General features: G+C 57.5%; 21 protein-coding genes, 1 tRNA gene and 1 pseudogene. 4 read left to right on the plus strand and 19 right to left on the minus strand.

What is annotated here, in order from left to right:
- Window positions 1–43 precede the first annotated feature (43 nt).
- The 12 genes from RT613_RS05950 to RT613_RS06005 form a co-directional block, all read right to left on the minus strand.
- On the minus strand, window positions 44–2485 hold the full coding sequence (locus RT613_RS05950; RefSeq protein ID WP_313613735.1) for a TonB-dependent siderophore receptor: 2442 nt from the start codon (window positions 2483–2485) through the stop codon (window positions 44–46).
- A 112-nt stretch (window positions 2486–2597) separates the two neighbouring features.
- The gene (locus RT613_RS05955; protein WP_313613737.1) at window positions 2598–3593 is read right to left on the minus strand and encodes a FecR family protein; all 996 of its coding nucleotides are present in this window, start codon (window positions 3591–3593) and stop codon (window positions 2598–2600) included.
- A gap of 103 nt (window positions 3594–3696) precedes the next feature.
- On the minus strand, window positions 3697–4209 hold the full coding sequence (locus RT613_RS05960; RefSeq protein WP_313613739.1) for an RNA polymerase sigma factor: 513 nt from the start codon (window positions 4207–4209) through the stop codon (window positions 3697–3699).
- Between the two features lie 232 nt (window positions 4210–4441).
- Window positions 4442–5509 carry a sn-glycerol-3-phosphate ABC transporter ATP-binding protein UgpC gene (locus tag RT613_RS05965; protein WP_313613740.1) on the minus strand — a complete coding sequence of 356 codons (1068 nt, stop codon included), beginning with the start codon at window positions 5507–5509 and terminating at the stop codon, window positions 4442–4444.
- A gap of 58 nt (window positions 5510–5567) precedes the next feature.
- Window positions 5568–6869, minus strand: coding sequence for a D-tagatose-bisphosphate aldolase, class II, non-catalytic subunit (locus RT613_RS05970; RefSeq protein ID WP_313613741.1), 1302 nt, complete (start codon window positions 6867–6869; stop codon window positions 5568–5570).
- Window positions 6866–7819 (minus strand): SIS domain-containing protein, encoded by a 954-nt coding sequence (locus tag RT613_RS05975; protein WP_313613743.1) that lies wholly within the window; start codon window positions 7817–7819, stop codon window positions 6866–6868. Before RT613_RS05975 ends, RT613_RS05970 begins: the two co-directional genes overlap by 4 nt.
- 11 nt (window positions 7820–7830) lie before the next feature.
- The gene (locus tag RT613_RS05980) at window positions 7831–8688 is read right to left on the minus strand and encodes a carbohydrate ABC transporter permease (protein ID WP_313613744.1); all 858 of its coding nucleotides are present in this window, start codon (window positions 8686–8688) and stop codon (window positions 7831–7833) included.
- Complete coding sequence (locus RT613_RS05985; protein WP_313613745.1) at window positions 8688–9605, minus strand: sugar ABC transporter permease; 918 nt, start codon at window positions 9603–9605, stop codon at window positions 8688–8690. Before RT613_RS05985 ends, RT613_RS05980 begins: the two co-directional genes overlap by 1 nt.
- Window positions 9602–10858 carry a sugar ABC transporter substrate-binding protein gene (locus RT613_RS05990; protein WP_313613747.1) on the minus strand — a complete coding sequence of 419 codons (1257 nt, stop codon included), beginning with the start codon at window positions 10856–10858 and terminating at the stop codon, window positions 9602–9604. Before RT613_RS05990 ends, RT613_RS05985 begins: the two co-directional genes overlap by 4 nt.
- Before the next feature lie 17 nt (window positions 10859–10875).
- On the minus strand, window positions 10876–11850 hold the full coding sequence (locus RT613_RS05995; protein WP_313613748.1) for an N-acetylglucosamine kinase: 975 nt from the start codon (window positions 11848–11850) through the stop codon (window positions 10876–10878).
- 2 nt (window positions 11851–11852) lie between these two features.
- Complete coding sequence (locus tag RT613_RS06000) at window positions 11853–12641, minus strand: DeoR/GlpR family DNA-binding transcription regulator (RefSeq protein WP_313613749.1); 789 nt, start codon at window positions 12639–12641, stop codon at window positions 11853–11855.
- Between the two features lie 158 nt (window positions 12642–12799).
- On the minus strand, window positions 12800–14116 hold the full coding sequence (locus RT613_RS06005; protein WP_313613751.1) for an alpha-glucosidase/alpha-galactosidase: 1317 nt from the start codon (window positions 14114–14116) through the stop codon (window positions 12800–12802).
- A 103-nt stretch (window positions 14117–14219) separates the two neighbouring features.
- Here RT613_RS06005 and RT613_RS06010 point away from each other — a divergent pair, with 103 nt between their 5' ends.
- Window positions 14220–15071, plus strand: a complete 852-nt coding sequence (locus tag RT613_RS06010) for a helix-turn-helix domain-containing protein (protein WP_313613752.1) — start codon at window positions 14220–14222, stop codon at window positions 15069–15071.
- A gap of 197 nt (window positions 15072–15268) precedes the next feature.
- Here RT613_RS06010 and RT613_RS06015 read toward each other — a convergent pair whose 3' ends face one another.
- From RT613_RS06015 to RT613_RS06040, 6 genes and pseudogenes are all read right to left on the minus strand, one after another.
- Window positions 15269–16063 (minus strand): ATP-binding cassette domain-containing protein, encoded by a 795-nt coding sequence (locus RT613_RS06015; RefSeq protein ID WP_313613754.1) that lies wholly within the window; start codon window positions 16061–16063, stop codon window positions 15269–15271.
- Window positions 16060–18030: a Fe(3+)-hydroxamate ABC transporter permease FhuB gene (fhuB, locus tag RT613_RS06020; RefSeq protein WP_313613755.1), complete on the minus strand. Its 1971-nt coding sequence runs from the start codon at window positions 18028–18030 to the stop codon at window positions 16060–16062. The genes RT613_RS06015 and fhuB overlap by 4 nt, the downstream gene beginning before the upstream one ends.
- Window positions 18027–18920: an ABC transporter substrate-binding protein gene (locus RT613_RS06025; protein WP_313613757.1), complete on the minus strand. Its 894-nt coding sequence runs from the start codon at window positions 18918–18920 to the stop codon at window positions 18027–18029. The genes fhuB and RT613_RS06025 overlap by 4 nt, the downstream gene beginning before the upstream one ends.
- Window positions 18914–21055: a TonB-dependent siderophore receptor gene (locus tag RT613_RS06030; protein WP_313613758.1), complete on the minus strand. Its 2142-nt coding sequence runs from the start codon at window positions 21053–21055 to the stop codon at window positions 18914–18916. Before RT613_RS06030 ends, RT613_RS06025 begins: the two co-directional genes overlap by 7 nt.
- 38 nt (window positions 21056–21093) lie before the next feature.
- Window positions 21094–22020 (minus strand): AraC family transcriptional regulator, encoded by a 927-nt coding sequence (locus tag RT613_RS06035; RefSeq protein ID WP_313613760.1) that lies wholly within the window; start codon window positions 22018–22020, stop codon window positions 21094–21096.
- Between the two features lie 52 nt (window positions 22021–22072).
- A pseudogene (locus RT613_RS06040) lies at window positions 22073–22219 on the minus strand (LysR family transcriptional regulator); the annotation flags it as partial.
- 69 nt (window positions 22220–22288) lie between these two features.
- Here RT613_RS06040 and RT613_RS06045 point away from each other — a divergent pair.
- Window positions 22289–22435 (plus strand): hypothetical protein, encoded by a 147-nt coding sequence (locus tag RT613_RS06045; protein ID WP_313613761.1) that lies wholly within the window; start codon window positions 22289–22291, stop codon window positions 22433–22435.
- A 156-nt stretch (window positions 22436–22591) separates the two neighbouring features.
- Here RT613_RS06045 and RT613_RS06050 read toward each other — a convergent pair.
- Window positions 22592–22667 (minus strand) — tRNA-Lys (locus RT613_RS06050).
- Window positions 22668–23380: 713 nt separating this feature from the next.
- On the opposite strand from RT613_RS06050, the gene RT613_RS06055 reads away from it, so the two are divergent.
- Both RT613_RS06055 and RT613_RS06060 read left to right on the plus strand, forming a co-directional pair.
- Window positions 23381–24370: an alpha/beta hydrolase gene (locus RT613_RS06055; RefSeq protein WP_313613763.1), complete on the plus strand. Its 990-nt coding sequence runs from the start codon at window positions 23381–23383 to the stop codon at window positions 24368–24370.
- Complete coding sequence (locus RT613_RS06060; RefSeq protein ID WP_313613765.1) at window positions 24336–25937, plus strand: class I adenylate-forming enzyme family protein; 1602 nt, start codon at window positions 24336–24338, stop codon at window positions 25935–25937. The genes RT613_RS06055 and RT613_RS06060 overlap by 35 nt, the downstream gene beginning before the upstream one ends.
- Window positions 25938–25942: the final 5 nt, after the last annotated feature.

The raw sequence follows: 25942 nt of genomic DNA on the forward strand, positions 1-25942 counted from the left end.
AGTGCTGCCCGCAGGAGGGTTCGTCTTTTGACTAAAATGGGGTCTACCACTTGTAGGATAACGTCGCTGATACCGTCAGCGGTTCCCCGAACCGGCACCCGTCACTTGCAACGCAGGTGTAATATTTCTTGTCGAAGAGGTTGCGCGCGTTGAGTTTCAGATCAAGTCCATCGAGCTCCTCATTGAACTTGCCGAGGTCAAAACTCGCCATCGCATCAAACATCACGTAACCCGGCACATTTGCGGTATTGTCGGTCAGATTGGTTTCACCGACATAGCGCATGCCACCGCCCACGCGAATTCCCTCAAGACCGAAATCGTCCAGTCCATAGTCTGCCCAAAGGGAGACAGTGTGTCTGGGAACCAGCGCAACCTGCTGTCCGATCTCTGCCGGCTTGGCACTTTGCGTGATCTCGGCATCGGTGAATGTATAAGCGGCGACAACACCCCAGTGCCCGATGTCTCCGCGTGCTTCCAGTTCAAGTCCGCGCGAATGTATCTCGCCTTGCTGATAGGCCAGACCGGTGGAGGTGTAGGAGACAACATTCTCCTGCGTCAGATCATAGACCGCTGCGCTGAACTGGAGGTTGGTGCCGAGCGGTTGATATCGAACGCCGGCCTCATACTGGAGACCTTCGTTGGGCTTCAGAGCATTGCCGGTGATGTAGTCGGACCCAACCTGAGGAAGAAACGACTGGCTGATGCTGACATAGGGGGCCAGGCCGTTGTCGAAAAGATAAACGAGGCCAGCTCTTCCAGTAAAGGCAGTATCGCGTTGTTCCACGATCGAACCGTTCTGGTAGCTGCGGGTCGATGAGTCTGCCCAGTCATGGCGTCCACCCAGCAAGAGCACCCAGTGATCGTCAAATTTGATCTGGTCTTGCAGATAGATGCCATATTGATCGCCGACACTATCGGAGCCTCGGTCGACTGCGTAACTGACATTGGGCAGCCCGGTGCTGACACCCGTTGCCAAATCAAGTGTGCTGTAGCTCGCGCCACGGTAACGATGGCTGTCGTAGGATCTGCGATAATAGTCAAATCCTGCCAGCACGGTGTGCTGGGCACCCAAGGCATCAAACTCATATTCGAGAGAGTTGTCCGAGGTGATACCATAAGACGTTTCGACGCGCGCCGAGGCCAGACGCTCCATGACACCGCCTGCGCTGATTGCCTTGACGTTTGGCATCATGTAGTCCCACTGAACATCTGCCTGGAAATAGCGTGCAGAGCTGCGCAGCTGCAGACCGTTGTCGAACTCGTGTTCAAACTGGCCGCCAATCGTGTAGATGTCCGATTTGTAGGTGTCGAAGTTGTCAATGCCCGTGAACGTATCGCGGTCGAGCCAACCCGATGTGATGTCCGAGAGCAAATACGGTGGTGCAAAGCGGGTCTTGACCTGCTGATAGCTCGCAAGGAGCGTCAATGCCGTGGCATCATCCGGCTGCACGGTCAGGGCAGGGGCGATGTAGACCTTGTCGTCAGGCGTTTTGTCGACCCAGTTGTCCGCCTTGCGCAAAAGCCCGGTCAGGCGGTAGCTCCAAATTCCTTCATCATCGACCGGGCCGCCGAAGTCTGCCGAAATCTGTTTCTTGTTGTAACTGCCATATTCGATATTGACCTCGCGAAGGGCGTCTTTTGTCGGTCGCTTCGAAATTGCGTTGACAATGCCACCGGGTGCGACCTGCCCGTAAAGAACAGAGGATGCGCCGCGCATGACCTCGACACGTTCAAGCCCGTAAGGTTCCTGGCCGCCATCATAAACGTTGGACTGGAATTTGAGCCCGTCGCGAAGATTGCCGGTATTGCCGCTGGCCGTGTTGAAACCACGGATCATGAAGTCATCGACCATGCGGCTGAAGCCGCCGGATTGCGTCGTTATGCCAGGGGTATAGCTCAACGTATCCGCCAGCGACGTCGCCCGCTGGTTGGCAATCTGGTCTGCCGTGACCACGCTGATCGATTGAGGTGTCTCGATGACAGGCGTATCGCTTTTGGTCGCCGAAGAAGACGTGTCGGCGCGGTAACCGTCTACAGGACCAAAGGCGTCACCCACGCCATCTACGACAATCTGAGACAGGACAGTCGATCCGGCCGCGTCCACCGTGGCGGCGTTGGAGCCAGCACCGATGATCGTAACGGCCCGACTGCCGGTGAATGTGTATCGCAGTCCTGAACGCGCAAGCAGTGCCGACAGCGCCTCTTCTGCCGTCAAGCGACCCTTGATTGCCGGCGCGATGGCATTGGATGCGACCGATGTCTGATACGCAAGCTGCACGCCCGATTGTTCGGAAAAACGACGAAGCGCAATATTCATGGCCGTTGAGGGGATATTGAACTCAACGACTTGCGTTGATTGTGCAAATGCCGATGCCGTGGGCCAAATCAGGCCGGTGCCCGACAATCCGAGTGCCGCTCCCGTCATCAGAACGCGGAGAAGTTTACTCCGGCTGTTTTTGTGTCTTGCGCTGTCAGTCCCGCTCATGTTCTGCCCCTGCTTATCATTCGCATCAGAGCGCCAGATTTCTGGCATTCTCGGATTGTTGACGGCTGAGCGAAGGTTTTACCTAAACAGGTTTTCAGAATTTTTTCTGTGATCAGGCAATCACGATAGCCACGCCGGGAATACGGCGCACTGTGAGAGCTTGTGTCCGTGCAACCGCCTGCAGCGCGGCAAGGGGTTCGCGTGTCAAAAATACGCCGCTGACCTGTATCGAATGGTTGATCCCCGGCCGCAGCAGGACAGGCTCTGAAACATATCGAGCAAGCTCGTTGATGGCAGCCGCAAAGGGTTTCCCCTCAAAGATGATTTTTCCCTGCCGCCAGGCCAGAACCATCTCGATATCGGCGCTCGACACGGTGCCTGGAAACATGCCTGAGAGGTAGCTGGTCTGTTGCGCGTCAGCGAGGTCCACCAGTGTCAGCCCTGCCACATCCCTGACTTCGGGAACAGCGGGGCTGGCAACGCTGGCTTCCCCTGTCACAACAGATACGGTCGTTGTGTCATCCAGACTGCTGATCAACAGCCGCGCATCAAGGCTGTCAATGATGCCGCCGTTCGATGCTACGCGAAACGGGATGGCGTTGGATGAGGACGCAATGCTGAACTCCGCGTCGCCTTGCAGGAGATGAACGAGCCTGAGATCATCGCGGAAATCGATTTTCAACGCACTGCCGGAATTCAAGGCCGCCATCGTTCCGTCTGGCAGCGGTATTTCTGTCAGGCCACCGGTTGGCACAATGTAGTCTGAACTCCACCAGAGTTTAGCCCTTGGAGCGGTGACGAGCGCAAGAGAGGCAGCAAGGGTCGCAGCGCCGCCACCCAGGATGGCGCGGCGTGTCATTGATGTGGATGGGCGAGCCGCTTGTCGAGCGGAGTGTCGCGCCGGTGCGCCCTCGAGGTTCTGCATCTGGTTCCAGAACCGCCGCTCGCGTTCGAACGCAGCCTTGTTCTCGGGGCGACAGTCTCGCCACGCCTTGAACCGTTCCAGTTCCGGCTCGCTCAGCGTACCGGACGTCAGTCGCACGAGCCAGTCTCGTGCGTCGAGTTCAGCGCGATGACGTTCAGATGTGTCCCTGTCGTAATCGACCATTCAAATAGAAACCACCATTGTCGCGACAAACGAAGCATGCATGAACAGGCCCATATCACACAACCGATCAGAGTGCGCTACCGTTTGATCACAAGTCAAAAGCTTAATAGTCAAGAGTATCCCGCAACACCGCCAACCGCTCCAGTGCGCGCCTGATATGATAATAGACGGCTTCTTCGGTGATCGCTTCCATTTCGGCAATGCTTTTGTGTGTGTAGCCTTCGACCCGGCTCATGAGAAAGATCCGGCGCGTCCGTTCGGGCATCTGGTTCAGCGTGTCAGTCACTGCGCGCAAGGTCTGGCGCCCCATGACCGTCCGCTCAGGCGTAATATCGTCACTGCTGTCGCCAAGAATGTCCTCGATCTCGGCGTCAATGTCCTTTCTGCGCCGCACCTTTCGAACGTAATCGGTCGTGGTGTTATTGGCGGTTGTCCGGATAAAAGCCGCTGGATTGTTGATCGCACCTTGAGATGGGGCGGTCTGGATTTTTATCCATGTGTCCTGGACAAGATCCTCTGCCAGGCTGTGGTCCATGCGCCGCTTGCGCGAAAATGAGATCAGCTGGGGCCGTAATCGCACAAAGGAATCCAGCAATCTGACGAAATCGATTGTCATGTGGCCTGCGTTTCAGTGGATCGAATGCCGTAATGGATACGTCGTAGAACAGCGCTGATATGTGATCCAGTGTCTCAGGTTGTATTAATCTGACAATTTTACTCTTCTTATTGAGGCGTGATATTCTTGCATCAACGATGTCAGACCGTGCCACGGTTTCAATTGGGTGGAGATTTTGGACAAAGGCGGTTTGACATTCCGCCCTTGTTATCAGCTGCCAGCCCTTTTCAGGTTATTGCATGATCCGTTGACCGGTTGCCGCATCAAACAGATGGACCTTGGCGAGGTTGATACCAAGTGAGATCGTGTCACCAGGATCGATATCGAAACGGTCACGGATCGAGGCAATGACCGGGGTTTCGCCGAGCAAGGCGGTGATCTGGGTTTCTGCACCGGTTGGCTCAATCAACGAGACTTCAGCGTTCACGCCACCATCGCGGATCACCAGATCTTCCGGGCGAATGCCGTAGACAAGGTTCTGGCCGGAGGCGGGAGAATAGCCGGCGGGCAGGGGCAGCTTGACGCCGTTTTTTGTCACGAACACCGATGCATCATTCGCAGAGATGCTGCCGGGAATGAAGTTCATGCCCGGAGAACCAATGAAACCCGCAACAAAGAGATTGGCAGGCCGGTCGTAAAGCTCAAGCGGTGAGCCGATCTGTTCGACATAACCGTCACGCATCACAACAATCCGGTCCGCCATCGTCATCGCTTCGATCTGGTCATGCGTGACATAGATGGTCGTGGTTTTCAGGCGTTGATGCAGCTGTTTGATTTCAGACCGCATCTGCACGCGCAGCTTTGCATCGAGATTGGACAAAGGTTCGTCAAACAGAAAGACCTGCGGTTGGCGCACGATGGCTCTGCCCATGGCAACACGCTGGCGCTGGCCACCCGACAGGTTGCGTGGATAACGGTCCAGCAAATGTTCAAGGCCCAGAATTTGTGCAGCCTGGCGCACACGTTCGCGGATTTCCTGCTTGGGTGCCTTTGCGAGACGCAGCGAAAAACCCATATTCGCCTCAACCGTCAAATGCGGATAAAGCGCGTAGGACTGGAAGACCATGGCAATGTCGCGCTCCTTCGGCTCGACATTGTTGACCACCTTGTTGTCGATGGCGATATCGCCGCTGGAGATTTCCTCCAGACCGGCAATCATGCGCAACAAGGTTGACTTGCCGCAGCCGGAGGGGCCGACGAGAATGACGAACTCGCCATCCTCAATATCGATATCAACGCCATGCAGCACTTCGAAGTGCCCATAGTTCTTGCGAACATTCTTGACAGTTACTGACGCCATCCTGGCCTCCGGCAAATGGGATTTGATCTGAACGTTATCGTGGCGGCGTCAGGCCGGCCTATCGATGAGCCGTTGCGTGTGAATAGGGGGATAGAGCTGCATCGATCGCTGCAAGACATAGCGCACGCGCTGACGGTTTGACCCGCCCTGCAACGACATCCGGATAGATGCGGCCAAGATGCTGACTGATCAGCGTTTCGGGAATGGTCGCCGGCAATTGCGCAAACAGCTCTTCGACGGCGGCAGACACCCGAGTGTCAGGCCAGTAATAGCGGATGCGATCACTGTAGCTGTAGTGACGCTGCAATTTCTGGTCTGCGGCGGGCCCCCCATAGTGGCCGGTCCAGTGTTCTGGCGTGTCCAGCATGACGGTTTCCATCACCTCAGGCAGGCTTGACCCTTGCACCGATGGTGCCAGCACCCGGCGAATGGCATCAAGACCATAAAGCGCTTCGCGCAAGGCAAAGGTCAGGCCCGGACCGACCTTCAAGATGCCGAAACCGCCATCCACCAATTCCGACAGCTGCGCCGTCTGCTGATAATCGGTGGAATGGGCCTCAAACAGCAATCCGGGCATTTTGCCGAGTGCAGCAATCAGACCCTGCGCCCGGTCAGGGCGATAGAGCACCACATTTTCATTGCCGAATTCGACACCGGGCTGAACAACGATGCCGATGACCCGCTCCAGCGCCGCCTCGACACCGACCGCGGCAAAGGCGGCTTGATGGACCGCAAGCGTTCTTAGTGCCGCCTCCGGCCGGGTCAGTTCAATGTCATCCAGCGCATGGGTGGCACCGCCTGGCGGCGGCACTTCCGTGCCGATGATATAGACCGGCGATTTGCCACCAATCCGGCTTGCGGTTTCTTCCGCCGCCTTTGCCAGACGGGCGGCACGTGCAGCCGTCAGATCATCGGCCAAGGCGACAGGTTCACCTGCGCAGCCCATTGATGTGTCGAGATGCAGTTTTTCAAAACCGGCATCGACATAGGCCGTGATCATGGCTTCGGCACGTGCCATCGCCTCGTCCGCCGGCAGCTTGCGCCAGGGATTGGGGCCAAGATGGTCACCACCAAGGATGATGCGATCGACGGGGAAGCCGACAGAAGCCGCAATCTTTTCCACGAACTGGCGGAAATCCTTGGGCGTCATGCCGGTGTATCCACCCTCCTGATTGACCTGGTTGCAGGTTGCCTCAAGCAGGACGGCCTGATCTTCTCTTGCAGCGCGCAGCAGTGCAGCTTCAATGACCAGCGGATGGGCAGAGCAGACGGAGGTGATGCCGCGCGGCAGGGAAACCGTTCGCGGTGCAAACAGTTTTCCAAGCGCAACCTGCCGGTTTTGATCGAGTAGGGTGCTCATGCCAGCATCACGACTTTTGTCAGGTGGCGTGGCGATACCGTGTCAAGCTGATGAGACTGCGCGACACGCTCACCCAGAATCTGCAGGGCAGGCAGGACCACCAGACCGGTAAGCTCAAGACCAACATCGATGCCAAGTGCCAGATCGCCCGGTCCACCCAGACCGATAACAAATGCACCCTTGTCCTGCAGTTCCTTGACCAGCTTGCTTTCGGCGTCCTTCTGATCGGCGCTGTAGAGCATCACCACTGCGGTTTTTTCATCAACAAGGCTGATCGGGCCATGGCGATATTCCAGCGGATGGAACGCCTGGGTCATGACCTGGCTCATTTCCATCAGCTTGAGTGCGCCTTCCGAGGCGATGCCGTAAAGCGGGCCGCCGCCCAGAAACACCACATGGGACCGCTTGTGCAGATGCGTGGACAGCGATGCGTCAAGCGCCTGCGCCAATTGTTGTGCCACTGCCGGCACGGATGCCGGTATGGTCTGACCGATCATCTGCAGGCCAAGCAACAGCATCAGGCTTGCCGACGCGGTCATCACGATGCCCTCGGACGGGTGGGTTTTCGATGCAACGATCTGGTCGCAGTTTTTCGCAAGCGAGCTTTCCGTCTCAACCGTCAGGCCGGTGACGAAAGCGCCATTGGCGCGGCTGTTCTTGGCTGCGGCAACCGTTTCCGTCGTTTCACCACTGCGCGAAATGGCGACCACATGGGTCTTGGTCCAGTCTGGCCAGAAAAATGCCGGGCGGTTCAGCCATTCGGCACCAGGCACGGCAATGGCCTTGCGGCCGGCACCATTGGCATAAGACGCCAATGTCTGAGCGAGATAATAGGACGTTCCGCAGCCGACAAAGACGAGCAGCTCCTGCTTCTCGGTCGCGCCATTCGAGCCGATGGCCTTTTCCCAATAGGGGAATTGCTCGAAAATCACGGTTTCTGTCGTATTCATGATGGCTCCAGTTATTTGACCGAACCAGCCAGCAAACCGCTGACGAGGTATCGATTGAGGAAGATGACGACGAGGGCAGGGATAATGATTGCGATGGAACCGCTGGCGGTAATCAGCCCGTAGTCGATGAAGTTCTTGGTGACGAATTCAGGGATCAGAACCGTCAGGGGTTTGGTGGCCTGTGGCGAGAAGATCAGCGGCACCAGATACTGGCCCCAGGCGCCAAGGAAGGTGAGGATGGCCGCAGCCGTCAGCCCCGGTCCTGCCAGTGGCAAAACGATATTGAAGAAGATGAACAGACGACCGGCACCATCAAGCTGGGCTGCTTCTTCAAGCGCGATTGGCAGGGCATCAAACACGCTGCGCAACAGCCAGAGAGATAAGGGCAGGTAGGCCGAGACATAGATCAGCGCCACGCCGACATAGGTATCGACCAGCCGCATCGTGATCATGATCTGATAAAGCGGGATCAGCACGGCATAAGCCGGGATGGCAAGGGTTGCGACCACGGCACCAAACAGCACCTGCCGGCCGGGAAACTTCATGCGTGTGAAGGCATAGGCACCAAGAGCGGAAATCGCGACACAAAGCAGTGTGGCAGCCACCGACGTGATGACGCTGTTGAACAGGGCGGCACGGAACTGTTTCCAGACCTCCACCCCGCCAATGCGGGAAATATTGATGCCGAGAAGCCGCGCATAGTGATCCAGTGTGAAGTTCTGCGGGAAGAAGTTGATTGGCCTTGCGGAGAAATCTTCCGTCGGGGTGACCGAACTGGCGATTGTCCAGTAAATTGGACCAAGCGACCAGACCAGCAGCACCGCGACACCAGACCAGGTCAACAGGCGATAAAGGATTGAGGGTTTCATCAGTCGAACCTTGTGTTTCGATAGACGCGAAGGACGTAGATGAGCGAGACGAGCAGTGAAACGAAGGTGATCGTTACCGACAACGCCATGCCATAGGAGAAGCGAAGGTTCTGGAATGTCTCGAGATAGATCTGCACGAGGATCGGCCGGGTTTCGAGACTGGCGCCGGCAAGCACCCAGGCTTCGTCAAAAAGGTTGAAGGCGTTGACCGTCGCATTGGTCATCGACACGGCAATGGCACTGCGCACCAGCGGTAGCGTTACCAGGGTAAACATCTGCGGGCGTGACGCACCATCGATGCGGGCAGCCTCGTAGAGATGGCTTGGTATGCTCTGCATGGCAGCGAGAACGATGACAATCGTCAGCGGCATCATGCGCCAGACATGCACAACCGTTACTGCAATGATGGCGCTGGTTTTGTCGTTGAACCACACGTGGTTTTCAAACGGCAAACCCATGGCTGTCAAAATGCCGTTCAGCAGGCCAGCACCCGGTTGGTAAATCCATAACCAGATCACCGAATTGACGACACCAGGCAGTGCCCAGGGAAGAATGACGGCGGCAAGGATCCATTGTCGGCCAACCTTGACCTGATTGATCAAGGCGGCGGCAAGCACGCCGAGCACCGTTTCGGCAACAACCGCAAGCACCACGTAAATCAGCGTGTTGCCCCAGGTGGACGCAAGCTGCCCGTCTGAAAACATCCTGGCGTAATTGTCCAGTCCCACAAAGGGCGTCCCCGCCTGCATGGGATTGACCCTGTGCAGGCTGTCCCACAGCGTTCGTCCCATCGGATAAAACACGAGCGCCGTCATGGTAATCAGAATGGGAGAGACGAGAAGGATGCCGAGGGTGGTGTCGGCGCTAAAGCCGACACCCTTTTTCCCGACAGTCTGGCTCGAGACCATCGTTGTCATTGTGCCATCGCCTGCTTTGCGGCTTCAGCAATGGCTTCAACGGCCTGGTCGACGGTCATCTGACCCTTGGCCGCACTGTTGATGGCCGTGTTCACGCCGCTCGAAAACTGCGGATACCAAGGCGGTGTACCCTGCGGGAACAAGGCTTCGACTGTTTTCGACTGTGCCACCAGCGCATCACCGCTGTTCAGCTTGCCTTCGCTGTTCAGCTCGGCAAGGGCGGATGTGCGGGTGGGCAAAAAGCCGTTTTCGACATTCTCTTTCTGGAATTCACGGCTGGTGAACCACTTCACGAAAGCAATGGCCGCTTCCTGATTGGCGGAGACCTTGGGAATGGCCAGCGCTTCCGGCAGGCCGAAGCTGCGGGTTTCACCGCTTTCGGTCGGCACCAGAATTGCTTCAACCTGTCCAGCCACCTTCGACTGTTTCGGGTCGTTCATCTGTCCCAGACGGCCCGGCTCGCCCGAGATCATGATGCTGGTGAGACCTTGGGAGAACATGCTTTCATTGATCTGGCTGTCTTTGAGGCCCGTCGAGGCGGGATCAACAAGACCTTCCTTCAGCAACATCAGTTCAAAGGCCAGTGCCTTGTAACCGGCCGAGTCAGGTTTGGTGAAAAGCGGATTGAAATCCTTGTCGAACAGTTCGCCGCCAAATGCCTTGGTCAGCAGATACCAGCTGGTCGAAGCGCCTTCGGTGGCCGAAAGTGGCAGTCCGACCGGATAGTTGGAAATGCCTTTTTCCTTGAGCTGTTTTGCTGCCGCTACCAGTGCATCAAGGGTTTTGGGCATCTCGGTGATGCCTGCATCCGCAAAATGCTTTTTGTTGACCAGCATGACGCGGAAGTCATTGGTATAAGGAATGCCGAGCAGTTTTCCATCGACGGTGAAAATCTTGGCAACGCCGATATCTTCGATCGTTTCGGCATCAATGACGTCGTTCAGCGGCAGGTACCAGTCTGCCGCTGCAAACTGTCCGGTCCAGGACCAGTCAAATTCGGTAACATCGGCAGGCGAGGTGCCGGCCACCAGTGCCGTTACCAGCTTGGGTCTGATGTCATCCCAGGACAAAGTTTGCAGATCGACGTGAATGCCGGTTTCGGCCTCGAAATCTGCGGCAATGTTTGGCCCCTGTGGTGAGGGCATCAAGACGGTGATTGATTGACCGGCGAGTGGTTTGGAATCCTGTGCAAATGCTGGTGCTGCAGTTGTCAGAGCGCCGGAGGCGAGCAGTGACAAGATAATTCTACGCATGTTCCCATCCTTCGTTGTTATTGAGGCATTGAATTTATTGTCTGCGTGATCGCCGCTCTTGCCGATGCGGCGGTGTGCCCGAGCCAGGCGTCATCCAGCGCCCAGCCGAGAGATTGGGCGGCCGCCAGAAGCGGTCCGCCGATTGGTGGAAGTTTTGGTGCGGTTGCCGCCTTGCCGATACGGCGCTCGACAGCAGCCAGCAGGAAGGCGCTGGCAAATGTGCCGCCAGCATAAGTCCACTCCGCCTGATTGCCGCAGAGTGGGGCAATGGAGCGGTGAAGTTTTGCCAGCTCTTCAGCCGCCTGCTCGAGCAGGTCTAACGAGGCGCGATCATTGTTTTGAGCGGCGAGATCAACCAGACGCGAGAGAGCAGCAATGCCGGCACGCGGTCTTTTAAGGGTGCTGACCCAACCGGCCAGACCATTCATCGCGTCGGCCCGTTCGATCTGCAAATGATCAAACAGGATATCCGTCAGACCGGTCGGCGGGCAGCGCCCGTCAATACTCTGACTGACAAGGTTGAGCGCCAGACGGCCGATCCAGTAACTGCTGCCTTCGTCGCCGATGACATCACCCCAACCGCCCGAACGGCTCGGGTTTCCGTCTGCGTCCCGTGCCCAGGCCATCGACCCCGTGCCAGACAGGATCAGAATGCCGGGTTTTCCGGCAAAGGCGCCGAGATGGGCAGCGTCAACATCATTCAGGACGGTGGTTTCAATGGTTGGGAATTGCTGGCGGATCGCCTCTTCCTGATGCCGGGAGAGCTCGGCAACCTCACCATAAGCGGGCAGGGCGGCGGTGACCGCAACCAGATTTGCCTGGTCTCGAAACGGCGCAATGGTCTTTTCGAGTTCTGTGCGCCAATCCGGATTGTCCATCGGATTGACGCCGCCACCGAGAGCGCTGCGCAGAATCTTGCCGCTTCTATCGGCAAGCGCGACAAGAACCTTGCTGCCGCCACCATCAATGCCAAGGATCAGATCGCCAGACATGATCAGGCTCCGATCGGCGCAAAGCTGGTCAGCACATTTGTTTCGGCAAGTTTGCTCCGCCACTCCGCATGTATTGCAGCGTCGGTAATGAGTTTGGCATCGGTCAACGGCGCGACCTTGTAGGTTGCGGTTGTGCCGAATTTCGACGAGTCGGCCAGAACGTAACGATCGGCAGAGCGGGTCAGCATGCGGCGGTTGAGGCTCGCTTCGGCACTATCGACGCTGTAGATGGCGCCATCCGGGCTGATGGCGCTTGCACCGAGAAACAGCTGATCAAACCACAGGGTTTCAAGCATTGCCTCGGCCTGCGGGCCGACCATGGAGGCATTTTCACTGCGCAACTGGCCACCAAGCAACGTGACCTCAAGATGCGGGATGTTGAGGAATTCCTGCGCGACAATCAGGCCATTGGTAAAAATGCGAAGCGGCATTGGATTGAGCCGGATGAGCTTGGCCAGCTGCAGAACCGTGGTGCCAGCATCAAGGAAAATTGCAGTGCGTGGCGACAGTAGTTCATAAGCCGCATTGGCAATGGCGCGCTTGGCAGCGAGCTGGCGTTTTTCACGCTCCTGAAAGGCCATTTCGACCGATGAACCTTCAGCGATCCGTGCACCGCCGTGTACGCGATCGATGACGCCGTTCTGTTCCAGCACCTGAAGATCACGCCGGACAGTGGCCAGCGAAGCGCCAACTGCGTCGGCCAGATCCTGAATGGTTGAAAAACCATTCGCGTAGAGATGGCTACGGATTTCATCCAGTCGATCAGTCTTGACCCCACCGTTTTGGCTCACTGCAATTCTCCCTGCCGATCTCTATGTTTCAAAATTTCCCGAAAAATAGATCAATGTCAATCAAGATTCTGATCGTTTTTGACGTTTTTCGATCAAGGTAAGAAAAAAGGCGGTGCTCAATTGGGGCAACCGCCTGATTTTAAATGTCTCTGGCCGTGTCAGTGATAATGCGGCAGCAGGTTGCCATGGGCCTCGATGAGGTCGTCCACCAGGTTCCAGATCTGATCGGGGGATAATTCTGCCGATGTGTGCGGATCAAGCAGTGCCGCCTGATAAATGCGATCACGCTTGCCGGTCAAAGCGGCCTCGACGGTCAGTTCCTGAACCGAGATGCTGAGTTTCATCACGGCGGCAAGCTGTGAGGGAATGCGACCAATGCGGGTCGGCTGGATGCCGTTCCTGTCCACATGGCACGGCACCTCGACGATGCAGTCCGGTGGCAGGTTTTCAATCAGGCCATTATTGGGAACATTGCCGTAGATGAGGGCCGATTGTCCCGTTGTCGCCGCATGGATGATACCGGCGGCATATTCATTGCTGCGGCACACGTCGATCGGCCGGCCCCCCTCCAGTTCGCTTCGCAGGGCATGCCATTCGGCAATCTGCACCTCACAGCGACGAATATATTCATCGAGGGGAATGTTCAGTTGCCCTATCAGATCAGGCTGCCGCTCCTTGATGTACCAGGAGGTGTATTCCGAGAAGTGCTCACTGGATTCGGTGACAAAATGGCCAAGCCGCTTCAACACATCGAAACGCACTCGGTCATCTTCAGGCACGCGCCCCTGTTCAGCCAGCGCCTTGAGGCGCGGATAAAGGTCCTCCCGGCTGCCATCGGCGTGCAGCTTTTCATATTTGAGAAAAAAGGCGACATGGTTGATGCCGGCCGAAACGTAATTGATGTTGGCAATATCTTCGCCAAGGCAGGTGGCCAGATGACCCGCTGTGTGCTGCACACTGTGGCAAAGACCGACCGTCTGGATTGAGGGTGCCAGTTCCTTGATGGCCCAGCAATTGATGGCCATCGGGTTCACATATTGCATCAAAAGCGCGTTGGGGCAGACCTCTTCCATGTCCCGGCAAATTGCCTCAAGCACCGGGATGGTGCGCAAGCCACGGAAAATGCCGCCGATACCCAACGTATCGGCAATGGTCTGACGCAAACCATATTTTTTCGGCACTTCGAAATCCGTCACCGTCGCAGGTTTGTAGCCACCGACCTGCATCATCAGAATAACGAAGTCCGACCCTTTCAGCGCGTCACGCCGGTTGAGTGTCGCTTCAATCCGAATGGAGGTGAGGTTCAGCGCATCGCAGATACGACGGGCGACAATCTCCGAGGTTTTCAGGCGCTCTGCATCGATATCGAACAGGCTGATGACATAGTCCTGCCCGGAGGGTGTGGACAGAACATCACCGAGAATGTTCTGTGCAAACACGGTGCTGCCTGCACCGACGAGACATATTTTTGGCATGACAAGCTCCCGCTTCATTTGATTGGAGCGAGATTGCATCTTTCAATTCCAGAATTCTTCCTGCTATTTATCTATTTATTCCCGGATCGAAGCATAGCGGCCCATGAAAGAAGAATTTTCTGACATCCTCGAATGGTCAGCGCCCTCACACAACTTCTTTGTGGAGAGCCATATCGCCAACACCATGGCGGCTGCGCACTGGCACGACCATGTCGAACTTAATCTGCTGCTGGATGGCAGCATGACATACCTGTTCAACGGGCGTCAGGTTGAGGTTGAAGCGGGACGGCTGGTGCTGTTCTGGGCCGCCATTCCCCATCAGGCGATTGCGGTTTCGCCGCCTGCGCCACTGATCTGCATCTACCTGCCGCTTTCGGACTTCCTTTCTCTGGCCATCGACCAGGGTATGCGACAGGAAATCATGCAAGGGGCATTTGTCACGGAACCGGAGCTGCGCCCTGAAACGGCACTGGTGGCGGCAAGATGGAAAGACGAGTGGACAACTGGCGGCGAGGTGCGTCGGCAACTGGTCTGCGATGAGGTCAAACTGGCCGTGCGGCGCCTGATCCTTGCCCAGACCGACAAGCGAGTGACCAGCAATACATCAGGGTTACCGCATAACCAGAGCATCAGGCACACGCAGCTTCTGACCGAGGCCATCAATCAACATTTTACCGAGACACTGACACTGGCAACGCTTGCCGGATTTGCCGGTGTGCATCCAACCACGGCCAATCGTGCCTTTCGTGACGTGCTTGGCATTTCCGTGATGGAATATCTGACCCGCTACCGCTTAGCGCGCGCCATGCAGCGTCTTGCCGAAACCGAAGATGGCGTTCTCGACATCGCGCTTGATTGCGGTTTTGGCTCAAGTGCCCGATTTTATCAGATATTCAAGGATCGTTCCGGCAAAACACCGCGGGAGTTTCGCCTGATGATGCGGCCCAAGGCTTAAAGTGACCTGGCTCACATATCACAAGGCGACTTGACCCTGCTTGACCGCCACTTGCATCATCTGCTGCGACGGTGTCTCGAATGCAAAACGCCGACCGGGGCGTTCATGGCTGATTTGCATGGTGAAAGATGTCTGTAATGCGGGCGTGATACAGTTGGGCAGGTTTTCCAGGATTGTACATCTTGGAGGATGGCGTTTCAGCGCGCTTCGTTGGATGTCCGTATATTGCGCGGAAGGGCGAAGGGATCGCCGTCCTGCACAGCCACGGTCATATCAAGCCCGTAAACCTGCATCAGGGCTTGCGGGGTCATGAGGTCAGAGACGGGGCCGTTGAGCAGCAGTTTGCCTCCACCCAGTGCCACGACACGGTCGCAGTAGCGGGCGGCCATGTTCACATCATGCAGCACGATGACGGCCGAGAGCCCAGTTTCGCGGCACATGTCATGCACCAGTCCGAGCACTTCGACCTGATGGGCCACGTCGAGCGCTGAGATCGGTTCATCAAGCAGCAGCGTGCGGGCGCCCTGCGCCAGCATCATGGCAATCCAGCCGCGCTGCCGTTCGCCGCCTGACAATGTATCCACCAGCCGTTCCGTCAGATGCGACAGGCCGCAGCGCGCAATGGCGGAGGTGATTGCTTGCCTGTCTTCCGTTCTCAAACGTCCGAGCGCACCACGCCACGGGTAGCGACCAAGCGCAACGAGTTCGCCGAGCTGCATGCCTTCAGCCGGTGGCGTGACCTGTGGCAGATAGGCAAGGTCGCGGGCAAGCTCCTGTTGGTGCCAGTCATTGAGTGCCCGGCCTTGATAGGCAATCGAGCCGGCGCTTGGGCGCGCCTGCCCAGAAAGCATGCGAAGCAGTGTCGATTTACCCGAGCCGTTTCGCCCGACAAGTGCGGTGACGACACCTGGCTGCAGCGTGAGGTCGAGATTGTCGATCAATTGGCGGCCGGGGACAGCGTAGCTCACCCCGGACAAAGCGAAGAGGTTCATGCTTGCCCTTTTCTGAGAAGAAGAATGAACAGCCATGGTACGCCGATCAGCGTGGCAAAAAGCCCGATGGGAAGTTCATAGGGATAGGTGGCGGTGCGGGCGCCAAAGGCTGCAAGAACCATCAGCAGGGCACCAATCATCCAGCTGGCGAGAAGAAAAGGCCGCGGCCGCACGAGACCCGCAGCGCGGGCCAGATGCGGCGCCATCAGGCCAACGAAACTGACCGGACCGACAAAGGTGGTGGCTGCACCCGTCGCCAGCCCCGCAATCAAGACAAGCAGAAGCTGAACGCGCCGCACGGGAAGCCCGAGCGCGGATACGGTTTCCGTGCCAAGTGGCAGCATTTCCAGCCAGCGTGCCACAATGAGCGGAACGAGGAGCAATGTGAGCGCCAGCGATGCAAGGAATGTCGCTCCCCCTGATGTCACCGAGGATGCGCTGCCCGCCAGCCATCCAAGAATGGCCCAGGCCTCAGGGCTGCCCGACGCCATGATTGCCATCAAAACGGCCGATGCCAGGGCCCCGATCGCCAGGCCAGCAAGCAGGATGCGGGCGGGTGCCATATCCCGACGCAGGGCAAAAAGCGAAAGGCTGGCCAGCGCCAGAGAGCCGCCGACAGCTGTTCCAAGTGCCAGCGCACTGCGCGAGGGTTCGCTGATCAGGAAGACCACGGCGGCGTAACCGAGTGCGCTGCCGCCGGTCACACCCAGAACCTCGGGTGCGGCCATGGGGTTGGCGGTCAATCGCTGCAGAACGGCACCCGAAATGGCAAGCAGTGCGCCCGCGGAAGCGGCGGCAACAAGCACAGTTGCTCTGATGGGCAAAAACGTATCGCGCAGTTCGGCGGGCACGATATTCCAGCCGTCCGGCCCACGCCCGGTCAACAGGCAGATCACTGATATGACTGACGTCAAAACAGCGATGATGCTCAAAAGCCGAATGGGGCGGTCAGTGCGCAGCTGGCTGCGTCTGCCATCCTCCGCCGTCTGCGGCACGGTCGATTGCATGCGCGGCAAAAGCCAGATCAGCAGCGGTCCGCCAATCAGTCCGGTCAGGGCGCCGGTCGGCAAAGATGGTCCGCCAAGTGCGGCGACCAACAACAGGACATTGTCGGTCAGGGACAGCAGCAAGGCACCGGAGACCGAGGCGATCATCAGCCTTTGCAAAATGGTGCGGGCACCGAGACTGCGGGCGATGGCCGGCGCCGCCAGCCCAACGAAACCGACCAAACCGACCTCGGCAGAGACGAGGGCTGACAGAAGAACGGCAAGGCACAGGGTTGCTGAGCGCAGCCCCGCAACGCCAAGCCCCAGACCCCGGGCACCTTCCGCGCCAAGAGACATGACGGTCAGGGGGCGTGCCAGCAAGGCGGCGCCGACCAGTGCAACAAGCAGGCACAGGAAAAGTCGTAAAGCAGGGGCGAAGTCGTTCTGGGTGAGTGCGCCACCGTTCCACAAGACCAGTGTGAACAGGTAGTGCCCCTGCGACAGAGTGATTGCCATGGCGACTGCCGAAGCAAGCATGCCGACGAGCATGCCGGTGATGGTGATCGTTACCGGAGCATAGCTGCGCCGCGCGCCGATCGTCATCACCAGAAGAGTTGCGACGGCTGCGCCGCTGAGCCCGACCAGAAGATTACCGCCTGCCAGCAAACTCGGTGCAAACACCGTGGCCATCACGATGGCGAGTTGTGCGCCGGCAGCCGTTCCCAATGTGGTTGGATCGGCAAGGGGATTGCGCAGCACCGCCTGCATCAAAGCGCCAGCCAGCCCTAATAATCCACCGACAAGCAGGGCGACTGCGGCGCGTGGGATCAGGCCAAAAGCCAGAAGGATCTGCTCGATCGACATGTCGGCGGCATGCCAGGGCAGGGGCGGCCAGTTCATAAGAGGCAGGGCATAGAATGCGACAACTGCCCAGAGTCCGGCTGCCAAGACGCTTCCGGTTGCCAAAGGCCACAATCTCATGCCCGTTCCTCCAGCACTCGCACCAGTTCACGCGCGAACTGAAGTGCTGAGGGCATGCCGCCAAAACCGTTCATGTCGCCGACCCGCAAAACCCGACCGGCACGCACGGATGGCAGTGCATTCCACAGCGCCGAACGGGAAAGCCCGTTCTCGGTCTGGACGGGAACATCGCCTGTTATGACAATCCACGCGTCTGGAAACTGCACGATGTTTTCCATTGGAACGGGGGCGGCGAACGAGAAACGGGTTCCTGCTCCCCAGGCATTACGCAGTCCAATGGCCTCGATCATGCCGCCAAACAGGCTGTCGGTTCCATAGATGCGGACATGGCGCGGATCTCCGATCTCAATCAGAAGGAAAGGCTTGGAATTCCAACGCTCAACGCGCCTACGCAGCGATGCCATCCTGTCAGCGGCGGCGCGTTTTGTGTCTTGTCCGAGCTGCGGTAAATCCATCCGCTCTGCCAGGCTGGCCAACAGCTCCATAACCTTCGGCAGAACTGGTTCGCCTGCTATGAAGAGCGGCTGCGAGAACACAGGTGCAATGGGCTCCAGTTTCGGCGTGTAGGCCGCATAATAATTCGAGGAAAGAATAAGGTCAGGACCGACGAGGCTCAGTGTTTCGAGGTTCGGTGAACCGCGCAGACCCAGATCAACCGTGTCTTGTGGCACTTGCGTTTCGAGAAGGTGCCGGAAACTGCGCAATTCGGCAATCGCTGCGGGCGGATGGCCAAGCATCGCGGCGGTTTCGGCCATCGCCCAGTCGATGGCGGCGAGCCGTGGTCTGGATGCCGCGCTTGCTGGGGCAATGTTCCACGGCAGCAAGGCCGAAGCCATGCTGCCGAGAAGCACGCGTCTGGTCAGATGGCCCGTGGCGGGACCATTCACCATTTATAGGTCAGGCTCGCCTGAATGTTACGACCATTGCCGAAATAGGCCGAGTTGAGGCCAATGGCCGAAATATAGGCCTCATCCGTGACGTTCGAAATATTGACGCGTCCGACGAGACCGTTGTCCCACTTGTAGCTGGCGCCGAGGTCGAGAAGCGTGACGGCGTCGAGCTTCAACGTGTTGGCATCGGAGCTGTAGCGAGTGCCGATATGGCGAACACCGGCGCCAAGCGTCAGGCCTTCCAGTGTGCCACTGGCGAAGGTGTGCGAAAGCCAAATGCTTGCCGCGTGGCGTGGCGTGTTGGCCAGCTCATTGCCGGAATTCAGGCCCGCGAGAATTTCAGTCGTGGAATAGGTGTAGGCACTCTTGACCGTCCAGCCGTCGGCAATTTCTGCCGCTGCTTCCAGTTCAAGACCGCGAACCTGAGCCTCGCCAATCTGCCTGACGCCGGAAATCGTGCCACCACCGATGTCTTCGAACACGGTTGTGTTACGGTCGGTTTCCCGCAAATCGTAGAGTGCCGCGGAAAACAGGCCATCAAAGGCGGTGGGTTCGTATTTCACACCCGCTTCCCACTGCTTGCCATGGGTCGGCTTCAGCGCGACATTTTCGATGTCGACGCCGGGCTGCGGCAGGTATGAGGTGGAGTAGGAGACGTAGGTCGCGACGCCACTATCCCAGACATAACCAAGGCCAGCATGGCCGGTTGCCTGATGGTCGCGGCGGTCAAAATTCGTCGTGCTGAAATTGGTGACATTGGCGCCGGACTGGTCCGTCCATTCCTGGCGCAATCCGAGGGTCGCACGCCAGTTGCCGAGTGCGAGTTCATCCAGTGCGTAAAGACCGATCTGCGACGCGTCGACATTCTTGTTGGCGGTATACCATGGGGCCGCGATGCTCAGGCCGCCATAGATTGGGGAAAGATAATCGATGGCGCTGGAATAGGAAAAGCCGGTATAGGCCTTTTCCCGCAGCTTCTGGGCGTCGAGACCGAAAACGAGGTTATGTGTCACGTCGCCTGTATCAACCGTGCCGGAGAGACGCACATCGGCAGCAAGGGCGCTGAAGGACTCGTCCTGCGTGATGATGCCGCGTCCCACCGAGCTGCCGGTTGCAGCATCGAGATACATGCTGTGATAGTTCCAGTCATGGTTCGTATAACGGAAGGTGCCGTTGAGCTTCCAGTAGTTTTCGAACTCATGCGTGATGCCGGCCGACAGGGTTCCCATGGTGCGGTCACTATCGGCGACGGAGTCGTCACCGAAGTAGAAATCGCGCAAATCCTTGTCGTTATAAACGCCCACGAAACTGTCCGGCACGCCGGTCGGCGTCATCGGCTTGTCTTTGTGCAGGCTGCCCATCAGTTCCAGTTCGGTCGCATCGCCCAGCGCATAGCTGGCGGAAAGGCCGAGATAGAGACGCTTGTTGTCGATCTCGTGGACATCGGTTCTTTCGTTGCTGACCTTACCGGTAAGGCGATAGGCGAAATCCTCATTTACGACACGGTTCACATCTCCGAATGTCGAAAGGGAGCTGTTGGTGTCGAAGCCGACGCCCACTTCGCTGAAGTCACCGTCAGCCTGAGCGCGCTTCTGGATGGAGTTGACCAGGCCTGCCGGTGTGCCTGCACCGTAAAGAACGGATGCCGGGCCGCGCAGCACTTCGACGCGCTCAAGGCCATAAAGTTCGAATGATGGCGCGCTGGTAGGGAACTGCGTTGAACGCATCAGGCGCAAGCCATCGAGAAACTTGTCGTTTTCCAGGTTGAAGCCGCGCAGATAGAGGCTGTCGAAACGCGGGTCGCCGCCATAGTTCTCGGTGATCACACCAGCGGAGTATCGAAGGGCGGAGGCAAGGTTGGTGGCGCCGATCGCATCCATCTGAGCGCGGGGAACGACCGATACGGAGGACTGCGTCTCAAGGATCGTACGGCTCGTCTTGCTGGTTGCTGCCGTCTTGGCAACACTGCTTTCCAATGGGGCTGTGGGGTTTTCGCCGCCCGTAACGTTGATCACGCCTAGGAAGGTTGAGCGAGTGTTACTCTGTTCGTCCTGTGCGGAGGCGGAAACGGAAAGCAACGCGGTCAGGCTAACGCCCAGCATAAGAGCTGCGGTCGTTTTGGTGTGCAACATCATGGTACCCCCAAAGAAAATATCCTGAGCGTCTAACTCCACTATTGAGCAATGTCTTGAACAGGGCTGTTGTGCTTTGAACAGGCCTTTGGAAATCGTTCACGTCGCCAAAGCGATGGTGGTTGGCCGTATTTTGCCCGGAACATGCGCGACAGATGCGCCTGATCGGAAAAGCCCGTGGCGTGCGCGATATCGGCGAAGGACATGGACGTTTCGGCCATCAATTCGCAGGCTGTTTCCAGCCGCAAACGCGCCTGCCAGCGCTGGGGTGTCTCGCCAAGTTGTGTGCTGAAGCAATGGGCAAACCAGCTTGGTGACAGACCGACGACGGCAGCCATCTCTGCCACGCTGATCTGACGTGTCATGTTGTCCTGCAGAAAACGGTTGAGCGCCGAAAGCTTGTGGGGTGTGATATTGCCGGGAGCAGGGGTCACGACATCGGCTGCTGTGGTGAAGATTTCCCCCAGTGCCGCTCTGAAAAGGCCATCAAGCATCACGTCGCCACGGCTGGGTTGGCGTACTTCTTTTGCCGCCATGCGGCCGATCGTTGCCAGAACGTCATTCGAACCGATAAATCTCGGTTTTGTCAGGTCGCCATTGATGCCTGCTGCACCCAGGCGCGCATGGAGCGCTGACGTTTCGAAATGAAAATCGATGTGGCTGAAATCCTGGGCCGTTTCCAACCGGCTCCACAAAGGCACACCTGCTGGAATGTAAAATGCCCCGACGCCGCGTTTTTCATCGGCATTCTTTTTTGTCGTCAAAGCATGGGCGGGGATGTCGTCATCCAGCATGATGACGATGCGTGGATCCGGAGACACATAGAAACCGCCAGCTCCAACCTTGCCGCGAATGGACCAGACATCGGCAATTGCACCGGCAAAGCGCCGCCATGAAAGCGGTTCCAACGTTCTCAAGGAGTGAACGTCGGTCTGCATTTTTGGTGTGAACTCTGCTTTGGTATGCATCGCGGCTTTCCTGGAACGCAGTCCATTTAATAAACCATACCATAACAGTCAACTATTCCTGGATTTGCTGCGGAGTGATGGCATCTCTTATGGTCGTCTCAAGCCAGTCGGCGAACACCCGAACGCGCCTCGAGAGATGCTGACGATGTGGGTAAAGCAGCGTCATTGGCAGCGGTTCGGCACGATAGTTGGGCATCAGGCCGGTAACAACTTTCTGGTCGAGCTGGGCGCTGCCTCTGCTCGGTATTTATGATCTTGCGATTGCGAGTTGAACTATCTCGGCGCCAGCTTTGGCATAGCCATCGCTGACCCTTCGGTGGATGACATTGAGACTGTGCTGAAAGAGGCGGATCGCCTGATGTATGTCGATAAACAGCTGCGGCGCGGACAAAGCGAACTTCGGTTGGTGCAGTAAACGTCGGATTGTCGGCCACCAGACAGGCATCAAGATTTGGGGCTCGTCGTCTCAATGTTCAAAACAAGTTGCCCGGGCATGTGCAATCGGTACCGAAGTTCGACACGTCTCAAGGACTAGGAATTTATGGGTGGTTGATGGCTTGTCGGTTAAATTTGGTGGGTGATGTAGGGCTCGAACCTACGACCCGCTGATTAAGAGTCAGCTGCTCTACCAACTGAGCTAATCACCCGCCGCCGCCCTGAGGCGGTGTGAGAGGGCTTTAGCCGGGATTTTCGTTTCTGTCCATTGCGATCACCATTCTTTTTTCACTCAATTCACAGTCACCGTTGAATTGCGTGATCTTCAGGCGGTGCGCCACCAAAAGCGGCAAGGCTTTCACCCGACGTTCCAAAGATCGGCCTTGTCGGTGGCTGAGTAGACTTATTCGGTCTCGCTGCAAGGTTCAGTGCCCTGGCGTTGCAGCACGCGGTAACGGGCCTGGCTTCGTTATAAATGGGCGTGCGTGGCTTTGCGTGCAGCATTTTCATCACCGGCAGGTATAGCGTCAAATACGGCGGTGTTTAATCACGGAGTTGGTGATGGATTCCGTTTTGTCATCATCCAAGACCGCCAAGGACAGCTAGCCATCCACTAGACATAGACATGCTCATGCAAATTTTTGCCCGAAAACGCGGGGCGATCAAAAATTATCAATCACAACCAAAAGTAGGTTTCGTGGTGTGGATCTACCAAGATTGACACTTCATGGTTGCTCTCTTTTTTGTCACAACGCCGCAAACGACGGCCGGAAATTAGCCAAAGCGCCTAATTTCCAAGCAATATCCAACTAATTCGCTCTGCGGAGCAGAATACGTAAATAAGGTTATTGCCCATAAAGATACATTGTGTATAAAAATAACCAGTCACCAAAACGGATGCTGTTAAAACAGAGGATGCGGAAGTTTGACCAGTCTGGATATCGAGCCCCAAGTCACTGAACGTCTGACGGTTAAGCTGTCCGATGGCGCGGAAATCATCGTCCGACGCTGGGGTCCAGAGCGTCCTCGCCGCATCATCCTTTCGCATGGAAATGGGCTCGCTGTGGACGGCCTGTGGGATTTCGGTCAGCTGCTTATGCAGGATTTCGAAGTCTTCGTGTTCGATTTGCGCAATCACGGGCAAAACACGCCCGCCGAGCAGCCCGACATGCCGTGGCCGCGTTACATCGCTGATATTCCAGAAGTTTTCGATGCAATCGTCGCAGCCTTCGGTGAGAAGGAAACGCATGGTGCATTTCACTCCATGAGTTCGGCCTGCACGCTGGTGGCGCAGGCACTGACGCCGCGGTCCTGGGCGTCGCTTACGCTGTTTGAACCGCCGCTGGTGCCCTCCATTTCAGCCGATCTCATTGATCGCTTCACGACCATGCAGGAAGGTCTTGCCGCGCGCACTGCCAAGCGCCGCTTTCAGTTCGACCATCCCGAAGAGCTTTCGCGGTCGTTCGAACGCGCAAAATCCTTTGCTCAGATTGCACCCAAGGCAATCGACAGATTGGCGAAAGCGACACTGCGGCCAGCTGAAAATGGCTGGCAACTGACCTGTTCGCCCGCCTGGGAAGCGTCAAACTTCGTGAGTGCCGTGGAGATGTCGAAATACTGGCCTGATCTTGCCCGTATCGACACGCCCGTCCAGCTCGTGCTGGGCGATCTGGCTGTTCACGACATGCCCATTCTCGTTGAGTTCGGAAAGGTGATGGAAGAAGCGCTGGGCTTCAAGACTGTCATCTGTCCCGACACCAACCATTTCATGCAGCTCCAGAACCCCGAGTTCTGCGCGCGGCATGTTGCTGCTTTTTCAAAGAAAGATGGCGCAACGACCACGGTCGTTAGCGCTGCGAATGACCGTAGGGGAACTAAACATGAGCCAACCAATGGAAGTGCGATCCGAGAATAATCTGAACGAATTCGACACTCTGGTCGACGCAATGAATTACTGGGTCGACAGGACCCCCGAGGCGATAGCAGTCGATACGTTCGATCACGGACGGCTGACCTATGCCGAGCTTCTGGCACGCGCAACAGCACTCGCTCGCGGTTTTATGGCCCTTGGCCTGAAAGCCGGTGACCGTGTGGCAATCCAGATTCCGTCCTCTCCGGAATTCATTACCACATATATTGCCTGTAATCTGACCGGCTGTGTGCTGACGACACTGCACATGCCCTATCGCCTGGAAGAACTGCGGCCGTTGGTGTCGTTTGCAATGCCGCGCGCTGTCGTGACTGCGCGGGTAGGCAAATATGACGGCCCCGAGACCATGTCGCAGCTGGCTGCCGATATTCCGTCTCTTGAGCACATCATCGTTGTTGGCGAGGCGGCCGAAGGCCAGCGATCCTTCAACGAGCTGATCGATGAAAATGGTGCGGGTGAACTTCCATCCCGCCCGGCGCCGGAACTCGATGCTGCCCTTTGCTTCACCTCGGGAACATCAGCTGCTCCCAAGGCCGTGTTGCGAAGCCAACGCTGTTTTGCCCGCAACGCTGCAGTGTTCTCCGGAATGCTGGAAATGGAGTGCTCCGACCGGGTGATGATCGCACCGCCGCTCACCCACGTCTTCGGCCTGTCCTGTGCGGGGAACGCGCTGCATGCTGGCGCAACGATCGTGCCGATCCCGGTGTTCACGCCCGAAGTTTACGCCCAGTACCTGTTCGACATGAAGCCGACCATCGTCTATTCGGCACCCGCTCATCTGGCGGCAACGTTGAAAAGCGGAGCGATGGATCTGCGGTCCGCCGATACGGTTCGCGATGTGATTGTTGGTGGCTCGATCTGCCCGCCAGCCGTGGCGGCCCAGTTCGAGGCCAAACTACCAAACGGCCGTGTTGGCTGCCTGTTTGGCATGACCGAGACCACGCTGAGCACCCAGACGGACTGGCGCTCGCCGCCGGAGGTCCGGCACGGAACGGTTGGCCGCGTCGCCCAAGGTCTGTCCGTGCGGATCGTCAGCCGTGAAGATGGTCGCACGCTTGCCGCCGGTGAAGAAGGCGAAATGCAGCTGTCCGGTTATTCTGTCCTGTCAGGATATGTCGGTGGTCACGACGCCAATGCCACATCCTTTACCGATGATGGCTGGTTCCGCACCGGTGACATCGCGTCGCTCGATGCTGATGGCAACATCATGATCACCGGGCGTGTCAAGGACGTCATCAATCGTGGTGGCATCAAGATCAACCCGGCCGACATCGAGAATATTCTCGATGCCCATGACCTCATTGTGCAGTCGGCCATCGTTCCGATGCCTGACGACATTCTCGGCGAAAAGATCTGCGCCTATGTCGTGCTGACCAGCGGCGCGGAGCTGAGCCTTGAAAAGATCTGCGCCTATCTGGCCGAACGCTCGGTTGCCAAGATGCGCTGGCCGGAACGCCTTGAAGTGCTCGACGCCATGCCCATGACGCCGACGCGCAAGATCATCAAGCCGGTTCTCGTTGAAGACATACGCCGCAAGCTTGCCGGCGGCTGAAAGCC

This window comes from Agrobacterium sp., from assembly GCF_032092815.1.
Lineage (GTDB): Bacteria > Pseudomonadota > Alphaproteobacteria > Rhizobiales > Rhizobiaceae > Agrobacterium.

Bases quoted from the DNA above. Each gene is read 5' to 3' on its own strand.
- RT613_RS06035 (WP_313613760.1), bottom strand. From the start codon at position 22,020: ATGCATACCAAAGCAGAGTTCACACCAAAAATGCAGACCGACGTTCAC.
- RT613_RS05975 (WP_313613743.1), bottom strand. From the start codon at position 7,819: ATGAATACGACAGAAACCGTGATTTTCGAGCAATTCCCCTATTGGGAA.
- RT613_RS06025 (WP_313613757.1), bottom strand. From the start codon at position 18,920: ATGGTGAATGGTCCCGCCACGGGCCATCTGACCAGACGCGTGCTTCTC.
- RT613_RS05980 (WP_313613744.1), bottom strand. From the start codon at position 8,688: ATGAAACCCTCAATCCTTTATCGCCTGTTGACCTGGTCTGGTGTCGCG.
- RT613_RS05990 (WP_313613747.1), bottom strand. From the start codon at position 10,858: ATGCGTAGAATTATCTTGTCACTGCTCGCCTCCGGCGCTCTGACAACT.
- RT613_RS05995 (WP_313613748.1), bottom strand. From the start codon at position 11,850: ATGTCTGGCGATCTGATCCTTGGCATTGATGGTGGCGGCAGCAAGGTT.
- fhuB (WP_313613755.1), bottom strand. From the start codon at position 18,030: ATGAGATTGTGGCCTTTGGCAACCGGAAGCGTCTTGGCAGCCGGACTC.
- RT613_RS06060 (WP_313613765.1), top strand. From the start codon at position 24,336: ATGAGCCAACCAATGGAAGTGCGATCCGAGAATAATCTGAACGAATTC.
- RT613_RS06030 (WP_313613758.1), bottom strand. From the start codon at position 21,055: ATGATGTTGCACACCAAAACGACCGCAGCTCTTATGCTGGGCGTTAGC.
- RT613_RS06005 (WP_313613751.1), bottom strand. From the start codon at position 14,116: ATGCCAAAAATATGTCTCGTCGGTGCAGGCAGCACCGTGTTTGCACAG.
- RT613_RS05955 (WP_313613737.1), bottom strand. From the start codon at position 3,593: ATGGTCGATTACGACAGGGACACATCTGAACGTCATCGCGCTGAACTC.
- RT613_RS05960 (WP_313613739.1), bottom strand. From the start codon at position 4,209: ATGACAATCGATTTCGTCAGATTGCTGGATTCCTTTGTGCGATTACGG.
- RT613_RS05965 (WP_313613740.1), bottom strand. From the start codon at position 5,509: ATGGCGTCAGTAACTGTCAAGAATGTTCGCAAGAACTATGGGCACTTC.
- RT613_RS05970 (WP_313613741.1), bottom strand. From the start codon at position 6,869: ATGAGCACCCTACTCGATCAAAACCGGCAGGTTGCGCTTGGAAAACTG.
- RT613_RS06015 (WP_313613754.1), bottom strand. From the start codon at position 16,063: ATGAACCTCTTCGCTTTGTCCGGGGTGAGCTACGCTGTCCCCGGCCGC.
- RT613_RS06010 (WP_313613752.1), top strand. From the start codon at position 14,220: ATGAAAGAAGAATTTTCTGACATCCTCGAATGGTCAGCGCCCTCACAC.
- RT613_RS05985 (WP_313613745.1), bottom strand. From the start codon at position 9,605: ATGACAACGATGGTCTCGAGCCAGACTGTCGGGAAAAAGGGTGTCGGC.
- RT613_RS05950 (WP_313613735.1), bottom strand. From the start codon at position 2,485: ATGAGCGGGACTGACAGCGCAAGACACAAAAACAGCCGGAGTAAACTT.